Genomic DNA, 13881 nt, shown 5'->3' on the forward strand with positions numbered 1-13881 from the left:
TTGTTCAGTTTTGAGAGTTCAATCTCTCAATTATAGAAAGCACACTACTTTCTTCTTATCTAATAAGAAGAATTTTGGTTGCGATTGTTCTTTGAAAACTAGATAACAGTAATTGCTGAGGAAAAGTGAAACTTTTCTTTAATCAAACCAATAAATAACACAACATTATGTTGTACCATTTATTCGCTAATGGTTAAGTTAGAAAGGGCGCACGGTGAATGCCTTGGCACTAGGAGCCGATGAAGGACGGGACTAACACCGATATGCTTCGGGGAGCTGTAAGTGAGCTTTGATCCGGAGATTTCCGAATGGGGAAACCCACTGTTCGTAATGGAACAGTATCTTTATCTGAATACATAGGATATTGAAGGCAGACCCGGGGAACTGAAACATCTAAGTACCCGGAGGAAGAGAAAGCAAATGCGATTTCCTGAGTAGCGGCGAGCGAAACGGAATTAGCCCAAACCAAGAGGCTTGCCTCTTGGGGTTGTAGGACACTCTATACGGAGTTACAAAGGAACGAAGTAAATGAAGCGACCTGGAAAGGTCCGTCGAAGAAGGTAACAACCCTGTAGTTGAAACTTCGTTCCCTCTTGAGTGGATCCTGAGTACGGCGGAACACGTGAAATTCCGTCGGAAGCTGGGAGGACCATCTCCCAAGGCTAAATACTACCTAGTGACCGATAGTGAACCAGTACCGTGAGGGAAAGGTGAAAAGCACCCCGGAAGGGGAGTGAAAGAGATCCTGAAACCGTGTGCCTACAAGTAGTCAGAGCCCGTTAACGGGTGATGGCGTGCCTTTTGTAGAATGAACCGGCGAGTTACGATCCCATGCAAGGTTAAGCTGATAAGGCGGAGCCGTAGCGAAAGCGAGTCTGAATAGGGCGTTTAGTATGTGGTTGTAGACCCGAAACCAGGTGATCTACCCATGTCCAGGGTGAAGTTCAGGTAACACTGAATGGAGGCCCGAACCCACGCACGTTGAAAAGTGCGGGGATGAGGTGTGGGTAGCGGAGAAATTCCAATCGAACCTGGAGATAGCTGGTTCTCTCCGAAATAGCTTTAGGGCTAGCCTCATGTTGTGAGAGTCTTGGAGGTAGAGCACTGATTGGACTAGGGGCCCCCAACGGGTTACCGAATTCAGTCAAACTCCGAATGCCAAAGACTTATCCATGGGAGTCAGACTGCGAGTGATAAGATCCGTAGTCAAAAGGGAAACAGCCCAGACCACCAGCTAAGGTCCCCAAGTATACGTTAAGTGGAAAAGGATGTGGAGTTGCTTAGACAACCAGGATGTTGGCTTAGAAGCAGCCACCATTTAAAGAGTGCGTAATAGCTCACTGGTCGAGTGACTCTGCGCCGAAAATGTACCGGGGCTAAACGTATCACCGAAGCTGTGGATTGACATCTTTGATGTCAGTGGTAGGAGAGCGTTCTAAGTGCAGTGAAGTCAGACCGTAAGGACTGGTGGAGCGCTTAGAAGTGAGAATGCCGGTATGAGTAGCGAAAGACAAGTGAGAATCTTGTCCACCGAATGCCTAAGGTTTCCTGAGGAAGGCTCGTCCGCTCAGGGTTAGTCGGGACCTAAGCCGAGGCTGAAAAGCGTAGGCGATGGCCAACAGGTTGATATTCCTGTACCACCTCCCCGCCGTTTGAGTAATGGGGGGACGCAGTAGGATAGGGTAAGCGCGCTGCTGGATATGCGCGTTCAAGCAGTTAGGCTGATGAGTAGGCAAATCCGCTCATCATAAAGGCTGAGCTGTGATGACGAGGGAATTATAGTACCGAAGTTCCTGATTCCACACTGCCAAGAAAAGCCTCTAGCGAGGCGGGAGGTGCCCGTACCGCAAACCGACACAGGTAGGCGAGGAGAGAATCCTAAGGTGATCGAGAGAACTCTCGTTAAGGAACTCGGCAAAATGACCCCGTAACTTCGGGAGAAGGGGTGCTCTGGTAGGGTGTATAGCCCGAGAGAGCCGCAGTGAATAGGCCCAGGCGACTGTTTAGCAAAAACACAGGTCTCTGCGAAGCCGCAAGGCGAAGTATAGGGGCTGACGCCTGCCCGGTGCTGGAAGGTTAAGAGGAGGGGTTATCCTTTGGGAGAAGCTCTGAATCGAAGCCCCAGTAAACGGCGGCCGTAACTATAACGGTCCTAAGGTAGCGAAATTCCTTGTCGGGTAAGTTCCGACCCGCACGAAAGGCGTAACGATCTGGGCACTGTCTCAACGAGAGACTCGGTGAAATTATAGTACCTGTGAAGATGCAGGTTACCCGCGACAGGACGGAAAGACCCCGTGGAGCTTTACTGTAGCCTGATATTGAATTTTGGTACAGCTTGTACAGGATAGGTAGGAGCCTGAGAAGCCGGAGCGCTAGCTTCGGTGGAGGCGTCGGTGGGATACTACCCTGGCTGTATTGAAATTCTAACCCGCGGCCCTGATCGGGCCGGGAGACAGTGTCAGGTGGGCAGTTTGACTGGGGCGGTCGCCTCCTAAAATGTAACGGAGGCGCCCAAAGGTTCCCTCAGAATGGTTGGAAATCATTCGTAGAGTGTAAAGGCACAAGGGAGCTTGACTGCGAGACCTACAAGTCGAGCAGGGACGAAAGTCGGGCTTAGTGATCCGGTGGTTCCGCATGGAAGGGCCATCGCTCAACGGATAAAAGCTACCCCGGGGATAACAGGCTTATCTCCCCCAAGAGTCCACATCGACGGGGAGGTTTGGCACCTCGATGTCGGCTCATCGCATCCTGGGGCTGTAGTCGGTCCCAAGGGTTGGGCTGTTCGCCCATTAAAGCGGTACGCGAGCTGGGTTCAGAACGTCGTGAGACAGTTCGGTCCCTATCCGTCGTGGGCGTAGGAAATTTGAGAGGAGCTGTCCTTAGTACGAGAGGACCGGGATGGACACACCGCTGGTGTACCAGTTGTCTTGCCAAAGGCATCGCTGGGTAGCTATGTGTGGACGGGATAAGTGCTGAAAGCATCTAAGCATGAAGCCCCCCTCAAGATGAGATTTCCCATAGCGCAAGCTAGTAAGATCCCTGAAAGATGATCAGGTTGATAGGTCAGAGGTGGAAGCGTGGCGACATGTGTAGCTGACTGATACTAATCGATCGAGGACTTAACCAAACTTTTAAAAGCGTAAGCTTTACTCAGCAAACTGTTATCTAGTTTTGAGAGAGCAATCTCTTGTCTGGTGGCGATAGCGAAGAGGTCACACCCGTTCCCATACCGAACACGGAAGTTAAGCTCTTTAGCGCCAATGGTAGTTGGGACTTTGTCCCTGTGAGAGTAGGACGTTGCCAGGCCAATAAAAAGACTAGTCATTCAATGACTAGTCTTTTTTGTTTCTAAAAATTACAGCGTGAATTTAACTTTTAAATTATGTTACACTATAGTGGATTCATTTAATTTTTTAGTATAAAAGTTCTTTTTGACGTTGTAAGAAACTTCTTTCAAACTGGAGGCTGCATTTTGGTTAAGAAATCAAAAAAAGTACTATACGAATTACAGGAAAATGAAACAATCGCAAGTTGTTTAGATCGGATGAAAAAAGATGGGTATATGCCCGTTCGACGAATGGAAAAGCCTATCTTTGAAGAAAAAGAAATAAATGGTAAAAAAGAGTATATTCCGGTAAAGCAACAGATTGTTTTCGAGGGGAAAAGTCTCTAAATACGAACATTTTAATGATAAAAATAGTAAACATTCGATTTTCGGGTTGACTTTTTTCTGGTTTGGCTGTTATTATTAAGTTGTCAATTGAGATATCCGAAACCTCATATAATAGTGGGAATATGGCCCACGAGTTTCTACCCGATGACCGTAAATCATTGGACTATGAGGAGAGTACAATTACTAAATAGGTAAACATGATTCCTTTTCAAAAGGAATGTTGATACATGAAACCTAGGGTAGTTGTGGCTTTCCTTTAGTGAGCCATAACATACCCTAGGTTTTTTTATAACGTGAAAAAGGAGCTTTTATTCATGAATGTAAAAGTTGCTGTTGTAATGGGCAGTCAGTCAGACTGGAGCACTATGAAATATGCGTGTGACATTTTAGATGAATTAAATATTGAATATGAAAAGAAAGTTGTATCAGCACATCGAACGCCGGATTATATGTTTGAGTATGCTGAAACTGCTAAAGAACGAGGGATTAAAGTTATTATTGCTGGCGCTGGTGGCGCTGCTCACTTACCTGGTATGATTGCTGCAAAAACAATTTTACCTGTAATAGGTGTACCAGTTAAATCAAGTAACTTAAACGGTTTAGATTCACTTTTATCGATTGTTCAAATGCCAGGCGGCGTACCGGTAGCTACAGTAGCTATTGGAAAAGCTGGTTCTACGAACGCTGGGTTGCTAGCAGCACAAATCTTAGCAACACAGGATCCAACGTTAAGTGATCAACTTGAAAATCGTAGAGAGTCTATTAAATCATCCGTGTTAGAAAGTAGTGATCAACTTGTCTAATTTACTTATACCTCCTGGTAAAACAATTGGAATCGTAGGCGGTGGACAGCTTGGGAGAATGATTGCACTATCTGCTAAAGAAATGGGTTATTACATTGCAGTGCTTGAACCAACAGAAGATTCTCCTTGCGGTCAAGTAGCAGATATTAAAGTCATTGGCAACTATGATGATAGAAAAGCGGTTGAAAAGCTTGCTGAAGTGTCAGATGTCATCACCTATGAATTTGAAAACGTTGATGTTGAGATGATGAAATGGCTAGAAACAAAATGCTACGTGCCACAGGGCAGTCATTTACTAGCCGTTACACAAAATCGCCGTTTAGAAAAAGAAATGATTACAAAGCTTAATCTAGACGTTCCTGACTACGCAATCGTTACGACTGAAGAAGAACTTTTAAAAGCTGTCGAAACAATTGGTTATCCTTGTGTTGTAAAAACTTGCCGAGGCGGATATGACGGTAAAGGGCAAGTTCTAGTGAAAAATGAAAATAATATTCGTGAAGCAGCTGAGCTATTAGCGCAATCGGAATGTATTGTAGAACAGTGGATGAATTTAGATAAAGAAGTATCAGTTATTGTGCACCGCAATGCAAAAGGCGAAACGGTATGTTTACCAGTAGCTGAGAACATTCATAAGCATCATATTTTACACCAAACAATTGTTCCAGCACGTATTACAGCAGATCAAGAAGCGAAAGCTCTTCAATATGCGCAAGAAATAGCAAAAGGATTAGATTTAGTTGGTACATTAGCAGTTGAGATGTTCCTAACTGAAGAAGGTCAGCTTTATATAAATGAAATGGCACCTAGACCTCATAATTCAGGTCATTATTCAATCAATGCTTGTGATCTTTCTCAATTTCAACAGCACGTAAGAGCCATTTGTAACTGGACCCTAGCACAGCCGACTTTATTAAAACCTGCTGTTATGGTTAATCTATTAGGGGAACATATTGAGAACACAATGGCAAAAATCGAATGTTTAGATGATATGCACTTGCATTTGTACGGAAAAAAAGTTGCAAAAGAGAAGAGAAAAATGGGACATATCACGGTATTAGCTGATAAGATAGATGAGGCGATAGAAAAAGCCGAATCTCTAGGAATTTGGGAAAGAACGGAGGAAGTAACAACATGATTGAACGTTATACAAGACCAGAAATGGCAGCTATTTGGACAGAAGAAAATAAATTTAAAGCTTGGTTAGAAGTTGAAATTCTAGCTTGCGAAGCATGGTCAGAATTAGGACATATTCCGAAAGAAGATGTGAAGTTAATTCGTCAAAATGCATCTTTTGATATTAACCGCATCAATGAAATTGAACTAGAAACGCGTCATGACGTAGTAGCTTTCACTCGTGCAGTATCTGAAACGCTTGGTGAAGAGCGCAAGTGGGTACACTACGGTTTGACTTCAACTGACGTAGTTGATACAGCTCTATCTTATTTATTAAAGCAAGCTAATGAAATCTTGCTAAGTGACGTAGAGCGCTTTGTAGAAGTACTAAAGGAAAAAGCTCAAGAACATAAGTATACGGTTATGATGGGACGTACGCACGGTGTACACGCTGAGCCAACGACATTTGGTTTGAAAATGGGATTATGGTACGAAGAAATGAAGCGTAACCTAGAGCGTTTAAAACGTGCAGCAGCTGAAGTGGAATTCGGTAAAATGTCAGGAGCAGTTGGAACGTTCGCTAACATCGATCCTTTCGTTGAAAAATACGTATGTGAGAAGTTAGGAATTTCACCAGCACCAATCTCTACGCAAACACTACAGCGTGACCGCCATGCACACTATATGTCAGTACTAGCGTTAATTGCGACATCTATTGAGAAATTTGCAGTAGAAGTTCGCGGTCTTCAAAAGAGTGAAACACGTGAGGTTGAAGAGTACTTTGCAAAAGGTCAAAAAGGTTCATCTGCAATGCCTCATAAACGTAATCCAATCGGTTCTGAGAACGTAACGGGACTTGCTCGCTTAATTCGCGGCTATATGGTTACAGCTTATGATAATGTACCGCTTTGGCATGAGCGTGACATCTCTCATTCATCGGCAGAGCGTGTCATCTTACCTGATGCAACGATTGCTTTAAATTACATGTTAAATCGTTTTGCAAACATTGTTAAAAACTTAACAGTATTCCCTGACAACATGAAGCGCAACATGGATCGTACACTAGGATTAATTTACTCACAGCGTGTACTGTTAACACTAATCAATAAAGGCATGGTACGCGAAGAAGCATACGACTTAGTACAGCCAAAAGCAATGGAAGCATGGGAAACGCAAGTTCCTTTCCGTTCTTTAATTGAAGGCGAAGAACGTATTACTCGCCACTTATCACCAGAAGAGATTGAAGATTGTTTCGATCATAAGCACCATTTAAAAAATGTAGATATGATTTTTGAACGTTTAGGTCTTTAATAAAAAAGGCAAGGCACGTCCTTGCCTTTATCTAAGAAAGTGTATCTGAATATTCTGTATGTAGAGGTGACAGCATGGAAAAGCAAGAGTTACTTTATGAAGGAAAAGCGAAAAAGATTTACGCTACTGATGAGCAAGATGTATTGTGGGTTGCTTACAAAAATGAAGCTACAGCATTCAACGGTCAGAAAAAAGCGGAGATTAGCGGAAAAGCACAGTTGAACAATCAAATTAGTAGTTTACTATTTTCAATGTTACATGAGCAAGGGATTACAACTCACTTTGTGAAGCAGCTTTCAGATCATGAACAAGCGGTTAAGAAAGTAGAAATTGTCCCGCTTGAAGTTGTTGTACGAAATGCTACAGCAGGAAGCCTGGCGAAGCGAATTGGCGTAGAAGAAGGTATTCGTTTTGAACAGCCAATCGTTGAACTTTACTACAAAGATGATGCGCTTGGTGATCCATTAATTCTTGCAGAACATGCGATTTTCCTTAAAGCTGCAACTCAAGAAGAGATTGATAGTTTAAAGGCACAAGCACTTCAAATTAACGAAATATTATCGAAATTTTTCAAAGATAAAGATATTTTCTTAGTGGATTTTAAATTAGAATTCGGCCGTACTTCTCAAGGCGACATTATTTTAGCGGATGAAATTTCACCTGACACTTGCCGCTTCTGGGATGTTCATACGAACGAAAAATTAGATAAAGATGTATTCCGCAGAGATTTAGGCGGTTTAACAGAAGCATACGAAAAAATCTTACAGCGAATCGGAGGATAACCCAACCATGTATAAAGTAAAAGTATTTGTCACATTAAGAGAAAGTGTATTAGACCCTCAAGGAGTAGCCGTTAAAAATTCATTGCACCGTATGTCTTATGAAGAAGTAGAAGAAGTACGCATCGGTAAATTTTTAGAGCTAACAATCGACAGCACAGATTCATTAGATGAACGCGTAAAAGAAATGTGTGAAAAGCTTTTAGTTAATACAGTAATTGAAGATTACCGTTACGAGGTTGAGGAGGTTGTCGTACAGTGAAATTTGCTGTAATTGTTTTTCCAGGATCAAACTGTGACGTCGATATGTATCATGCTATCAAAGATGAGCTTGGTGAAGAAGTAGATTACGTTTGGCACGATACAGAATCATTAGATCAATATGATGGTATCTTGCTTCCAGGTGGTTTCTCATATGGAGATTACCTTCGTTCAGGTGCTATCGCTCGCTTCTCAAATGTAATGGACGCTGTAAAAAAAGCAGCAAGCCAAGGAAAGCCAGTACTAGGTGTATGTAATGGATTCCAAATTTTATTAGAAGCAGGATTACTGCCAGGTGCTATGCGCCGTAATGAAAACTTAAAATTCATCTGTAAAACAGTGAATTTGAAAGTAGCTAATAACGAAACAATGTTTACAAATGCTTATGGCAAAGATGAAGTAATTGCTATTCCAGTGGCACACGGTGAAGGCAACTACTATTGTGATGAACACACGTTACAAAAATTGATTGAAAACAACCAGATTCTTTTCCAATACGCAGGTGATAATCCAAACGGAAGTCTTCAAGATATTGCAGGGATTACGAACGAAACAGGCAACGTATTAGGAATGATGCCTCACCCAGAAAGAGCGGTAAGCGATCTTTTAGGAAGCGCGGACGGACTTAAATTATTTCAATCAATCGTAAAGCAGTGGAGGGAACAAAATGTCGTTACTTCTTGAACCAAATGTAGAGCAAATTAAAGAACAAAAGTTATATCGAGACATGGGATTAACAGACGAAGAGTTTGCGAATGTAGAGCAACTGCTTGGTCGTACTCCTAATTATACAGAAACAGGCTTATTCTCTGTTATGTGGTCAGAGCACTGCAGTTATAAAAACTCTAAGCCTGTACTGAAAAAATTCCCTATCACGGGTGAAAAAGTATTACAAGGTCCTGGTGAAGGAGCTGGTATCGTTGATATTGGTGACAACCAAGCCGTTGTATTTAAAATCGAAAGTCATAACCATCCATCAGCGATTGAACCTTATCAAGGAGCAGCAACTGGTGTAGGTGGTATCATTCGTGACGTCTTTTCAATGGGAGCAAGACCGATTGCACTTTTAAACTCTTTGCGTTTTGGTGAATTAACTTCTCCAAAGGTTCGTCATTTGTTTGAGGAAGTAGTAGCGGGAATCGCAGGTTACGGTAACTGTGTAGGAATCCCAACAGTAGGCGGAGAAATTCAGTTTGAAGCTTCATATGAAGGAAATCCGCTTGTTAACGCTATGTGTGTGGGTTTAATTAATCACGAAGACATTCAAAAAGGTCAAGCTAAAGGCGTTGGCAACACGGTTATGTACGTAGGAGCAAAAACGGGCCGCGACGGTATTCACGGGGCAACATTCGCTTCTGAAGAACTATCTGATCAGTCAGATGAAAAGCGTCCTGCTGTACAAGTAGGAGATCCATTTATGGAAAAACTTCTTCTTGAAGCTTGCTTAGAACTTATCAAGTGTGACGCTTTAGTCGGTATTCAAGATATGGGTGCTGCGGGCTTAACAAGTTCTTCAGCAGAGATGGCAAGTAAAGCAGGTTCTGGTATTGAAATGAACCTTGATCTTGTACCTCAGCGTGAAACAGGTATGACACCATATGAAATGATGCTTTCAGAATCTCAAGAGCGCATGCTCATCGTTGTTGAAAAAGGCCGTGAAAATGAAATCGTAGAAATCGTAGAAAAATACGGATTAGAAGCTGTTTCAGTTGGTCACGTAACCGACGATAAGCGCCTTCGTTTAACTCATAACGGAGAAGTAGTCGCAGATGTTCCTGTAGATGCATTAGCAGAAGATGCACCGGTGTACCACAAGCCATCTCAAGAACCAGCATACTATCGTGAGTTCCAAGAGCAATCAGCATATGCTCCTACTGTTGAAAATCACAGTGATATGTTAGTAACACTTTTAAAACAGCCTACTATTGCAAACAAAGAGTGGGTTTACAACCAATATGACTATCAAGTACGTACAAACACAGTTGTATCTCCTGGATCTGACGCGGCGGTTGTTCGTGTACGTGATACAAATAAAGCATTAGCGATGACAACAGACTGTAACTCTCGCTATTTATACCTAGACCCAGAAGTAGGCGGCCGTATTGCAGTAGCAGAAGCTGCTCGTAACCTTGTATGTTCAGGTGCACAGCCTCTTGCAATTACAGACTGCTTAAACTTCGGTAACCCTGAAAAACCAGAAATCTTCTGGCAAATTGAAAAAGCAACAGACGGTATGAGCGACGCTTGCCGTGAGCTATCGACTCCGGTTATCGGCGGTAACGTATCTCTTTACAATGAAACAAAAGGTGAAGCAATTTACCCAACTCCTGTTATCGGAATGGTTGGTTTGATCGACGATATCAACCATATTACAACTCAATATGCGAAGCAAAAAGATGACTTAATCTATGTTATTGGTAAAGCTGAAGCAGAATTCGCAGGTACTGAGCTTCAAAAAGTACTAGAAAACGGTACGGTATTTGGGCATTCACCTAAATTAGATTTAGCAGTTGAAAAAACACGTCAAGATCAGCTTCTTCAAGCAATTCGTGAAGGTGCAGTTCAATCTGCTCACGATATTGCAGAAGGAGGATTCGCGGTAGCCCTAGCTGAAAAAGTGATGAACGGCAGCGGATTAGGTGTGGACGTAACGGTAGACGGCGAAGCAACAGCAGAGCTATTCAGTGAAACACAATCACGTTTTATCGTAACGGTTTCTCCAGAGAATAAAGAAAAATTCGAAATGCTTGTACAAGATGTAATATTAGTAGGACGCGTAACAGAAGACGCAACATTAACTGTTAAACATCAAGAAAATGTTCTTGTTCAATTATCAGTTGAAGAATTAACTACTGCTTGGAAAGGAGCGCTTCCATGCTTGCTGAAATCAAAGGCTTAAACGAAGAATGTGGCGTATTCGGTGTATGGGGACATGAAAATGCAAGCCAGATTGCTTATTACGGTTTGCATAGCTTGCAGCACCGCGGACAAGAAGGCGCTGGTATTGCTGTAACAGACGGAGAAAAAGTGACAGTAATGAAAGGCGTCGGTCTTGTTAACGAAGTATTTGGCCACGGAGAGTTAGAGCAACTAAACGGTAAAGCAGCAATTGGACACGTTCGTTATGCAACAGCTGGAGGCGGAGGGTTTGAAAATGTTCAACCCCTTCACTTCCGCTCTCATAGCGGAAGCCTTGCGTTAGCTCATAATGGAAACTTGGTTAATGCAAATGCATTAAAGCATCAGCTGGAAAACCAAGGGAGTATTTTTCAATCAACATCGGATACAGAAGTACTGGCTCACTTAATTAAACGAAGCGGCTATGAAGATATGAAAGATAAAGTAAAAAATGCTTTATCAATGGTTAAAGGCGCATACGCATTCGTTATCTTAACAGAAGATACGATGATGGTTGCACTTGACCCTCACGGATTGCGTCCGCTATCAATTGGACGATTAGGTGATGCTTATGTAGTAGCTTCTGAAACATGTGCATTTGATATTGTTGGAGCAGTTCATGAGCGTGATGTAGAGCCGGGTGAATTACTCATTATTAACGATGAAGGTATTCAATCAGAACGTTTCACATTAAACGTAAACCGCGCAATTTGCAGTATGGAATATATTTATTTCTCAAGACCAGATAGTAATATTGATGGAATCAATGTCCACTCTGCACGTAAAAATTTGGGGAAACAACTTGCAGTTGAGTCACCAATTGAAGCAGACGTTGTAACAGGCGTTCCAGATTCAAGTATTTCAGCAGCGATCGGTTTTGCAGAACAGTCAGGTATCCCATACGAATTAGGTTTAATTAAGAATCGATACGTAGGCCGTACATTCATTCAACCTTCACAGGAACTGCGTGAACAAGGTGTAAAAATGAAGCTGTCTCCAGTACGTAAAATTGTAGAGGGTAAACGTGTTGTTATGGTAGATGATTCTATCGTTCGCGGCACAACAAGCCGTCGCATTGTTCGTATGCTTCGAGAAGCAGGAGCAACTGAAGTACATGTACGCATCAGTTCACCACCTATTAAAAATCCATGTTTTTATGGAATTGACACGTCGTCATCTTCTGAGCTAATTGCTGCTACGCGCTCTGTTGAAGAAATTCGTGAATTAATTGAAGCTGATTCACTTGTTTTCTTAAGCAACGAAGGATTAGTAGATGCAATCGGCAGACAGTATGAAGGCAACGGCGGACAGTGTATGGCATGTTTCACTGGAAAGTATCCAACTGAAATTTATCCAGATACTGTACACCCTCATGAAAAGGTAACTTGTTAGTTTTAACGTAAAAAAGGAGTGACAACATGTCATATTCATATAAACAAGCTGGAGTTGACTTAGAAGCAGGATATGAAGCTGTTTCACGTATTAAAAAGCACGTAGAACGAACTGCTCGTGCAGGTATTATGGGAACAGTCGGCGGCTTTGGCGGAATGTTCGATTTATCTACATTGAATTTAAAAGAACCTGTTCTTGTTTCTGGTACAGATGGAGTAGGAACAAAATTGAAGCTTGCTTTTCAAATGGATAAGCATGACACAATTGGTGTGGATGCAGTTGCCATGTGTGTAAACGACGTGTTAGCACAAGGAGCAGAGCCTCTTTACTTCTTAGATTATATTGCTTGCGGGAAAGCAGTTCCTGAAAAAATTGAATCGATTGTAAAAGGAATTGCAGACGGCTGTGAACAATCCAACTGTGCGTTAATTGGCGGAGAAACAGCTGAAATGCCAGGTTTGTACGAAGAAGATGAATATGATCTTGCTGGGTTTACAGTAGGAGCAGTAGAAAAGTCAGAAATTATTACTGGAGATGAGATTGAAGCTGGTCAGCTGTTAATCGGTATTTCATCTAGCGGTATTCACAGCAACGGCTACTCTCTTGTACGTAAAATTGTTGATGATCAAGGATTAAATCTTCACGAAACTTACTCTGGTTTTAATGAAAAGCTTGGAGTTGAGTTATTAACACCAACAAAAATATACGTGAAGCCGGTCCTAAAAGCATTACATGCAGCTAAGATTGCAGGTATGGCTCATATTACTGGAGGCGGATTTGTTGAAAATATCCCTCGTATGCTTCCTGAAGGTTTAGGTGTAGAAATCGATTACGGTTCTTGGCCAATTCCATACGTGTTTGATTTCCTTGAAGAGCAAGGCAAGCTGGACCGTAAAGAAATGTTTGAAGTATTCAACATGGGAATCGGATTTGTTTTAGCTGTTGAACCTGAAGATATGAATAAAGTCATTGAAACAATTGAAAACGAAGGCGAAAAAGCATTTGTTATCGGACGTGTAAAAGAAGGAACAGGTGTTGAATTTGCTGGAGGGACGTTTGCATGATAAATATTGCAGTGTTTGCTTCTGGAAACGGCAGTAACTTTCAATCCATCTACGAAGCAACTCAGTCAGGTCGATTAAAAGCAAATATTGCGCTTGTTGTTTGTAATAAACCGGATGCATACGTAATTGAACGAGCAAAAGCATGTGGAATACCATGCTTTGTTTGTTCGCCTAAAAACTATGAAAATAAAGAAGCGTACGAGGAAGCAATTCTTGCAGAGCTTACATCAGCTAAAGTAGAATTTCTTGTTTTAGCAGGATATATGCGATTAGTTGGTTCGACGTTGCTTAAGCCATACAAAAATCGTATTGTTAATATTCATCCGTCGCTTTTACCTGCATTTCCTGGGATTGATGCTATTGGTCAGGCTTTTGATGCAGGAGTAAAAGTGATTGGAATTACCGTGCATTTTGTAGATGAAGGAATGGATACAGGACCAATTATTGATCAGCAGGCTATTCGCATTGAAAAAGGCGATACAAGAGAAACAGTTGAGGCCCATATTCATGAAATTGAACATCAATTTTATCCCGCGGTACTAAATGAATTATTTGAACAAGCCGCAGTTAAATAAATAGGATGT

Annotated in this window: 11 protein-coding genes, 2 rRNA genes and 1 riboswitch; all 13 genes read left to right on the forward strand. The window is 42.1% G+C overall.

The features are described from left to right. Positions 1 to 191: 191 nt before the first annotated feature. The 13 genes from JNUCC25_RS01405 to purN all read left to right on the forward strand — a co-directional run bounded on the left by JNUCC25_RS01405 (position 192) and on the right by purN (position 13872). Positions 192 to 3127, forward strand: a 23S ribosomal RNA gene (locus tag JNUCC25_RS01405). A 63-nt stretch (positions 3128 to 3190) separates the two neighbouring features. After that, positions 3191 to 3306: ribosomal RNA gene (rrf, locus tag JNUCC25_RS01410) — 5S ribosomal RNA — on the forward strand. A 166-nt stretch (positions 3307 to 3472) separates the two neighbouring features. After that, complete coding sequence (locus JNUCC25_RS01415) at positions 3473 to 3673, forward strand: NETI motif-containing protein (RefSeq protein WP_029325482.1); 201 nt, start codon at positions 3473 to 3475, stop codon at positions 3671 to 3673. Between the two features lie 84 nt (positions 3674 to 3757). Then, positions 3758 to 3859: riboswitch (purine riboswitch) on the forward strand. A 128-nt stretch (positions 3860 to 3987) separates the two neighbouring features. Next, a complete protein-coding gene (gene purE, locus JNUCC25_RS01420) occupies positions 3988 to 4476 on the forward strand; it encodes a 5-(carboxyamino)imidazole ribonucleotide mutase (protein WP_013055034.1) in 489 nt (162 codons plus the stop codon). Then, the gene (gene purK / locus JNUCC25_RS01425) at positions 4469 to 5614 is read left to right on the forward strand and encodes a 5-(carboxyamino)imidazole ribonucleotide synthase (RefSeq protein WP_064471262.1); all 1146 of its coding nucleotides are present in this window, start codon (positions 4469 to 4471) and stop codon (positions 5612 to 5614) included. Before purE ends, purK begins: the two co-directional genes overlap by 8 nt. Beyond that, the gene (gene purB / locus JNUCC25_RS01430; protein WP_013055036.1) at positions 5611 to 6903 is read left to right on the forward strand and encodes an adenylosuccinate lyase; all 1293 of its coding nucleotides are present in this window, start codon (positions 5611 to 5613) and stop codon (positions 6901 to 6903) included. Before purK ends, purB begins: the two co-directional genes overlap by 4 nt. Positions 6904 to 6977: 74 nt before the next feature. After that, positions 6978 to 7685, forward strand: coding sequence for a phosphoribosylaminoimidazolesuccinocarboxamide synthase (gene purC / locus JNUCC25_RS01435; protein WP_013055037.1), 708 nt, complete (start codon positions 6978 to 6980; stop codon positions 7683 to 7685). A gap of 7 nt (positions 7686 to 7692) precedes the next feature. Continuing rightward, complete coding sequence (gene purS, locus JNUCC25_RS01440; RefSeq protein ID WP_013055038.1) at positions 7693 to 7944, forward strand: phosphoribosylformylglycinamidine synthase subunit PurS; 252 nt, start codon at positions 7693 to 7695, stop codon at positions 7942 to 7944. Beyond that, entirely contained in the window at positions 7941 to 8627 is a 687-nt protein-coding gene (gene purQ / locus JNUCC25_RS01445) for a phosphoribosylformylglycinamidine synthase subunit PurQ (protein WP_013055039.1), read from the forward strand. Before purS ends, purQ begins: the two co-directional genes overlap by 4 nt. After that, positions 8611 to 10842 carry a phosphoribosylformylglycinamidine synthase subunit PurL gene (gene purL / locus JNUCC25_RS01450; RefSeq protein WP_064471263.1) on the forward strand — a complete coding sequence of 744 codons (2232 nt, stop codon included), beginning with the start codon at positions 8611 to 8613 and terminating at the stop codon, positions 10840 to 10842. The genes purQ and purL overlap by 17 nt, the downstream gene beginning before the upstream one ends. Further along, positions 10818 to 12233, forward strand: a complete 1416-nt coding sequence (gene purF / locus JNUCC25_RS01455; RefSeq protein ID WP_013055041.1) for an amidophosphoribosyltransferase — start codon at positions 10818 to 10820, stop codon at positions 12231 to 12233. The genes purL and purF overlap by 25 nt, the downstream gene beginning before the upstream one ends. Before the next feature lie 26 nt (positions 12234 to 12259). Beyond that, positions 12260 to 13297: a phosphoribosylformylglycinamidine cyclo-ligase gene (gene purM, locus JNUCC25_RS01460; protein ID WP_029325686.1), complete on the forward strand. Its 1038-nt coding sequence runs from the start codon at positions 12260 to 12262 to the stop codon at positions 13295 to 13297. After that, positions 13294 to 13872, forward strand: a complete 579-nt coding sequence (purN, locus tag JNUCC25_RS01465) for a phosphoribosylglycinamide formyltransferase (protein ID WP_013055043.1) — start codon at positions 13294 to 13296, stop codon at positions 13870 to 13872. Before purM ends, purN begins: the two co-directional genes overlap by 4 nt. The last annotated feature ends 9 nt before the right edge of the window (positions 13873 to 13881 follow it).

The organism is Priestia sp. JNUCC 25 (genome assembly GCF_053667915.1).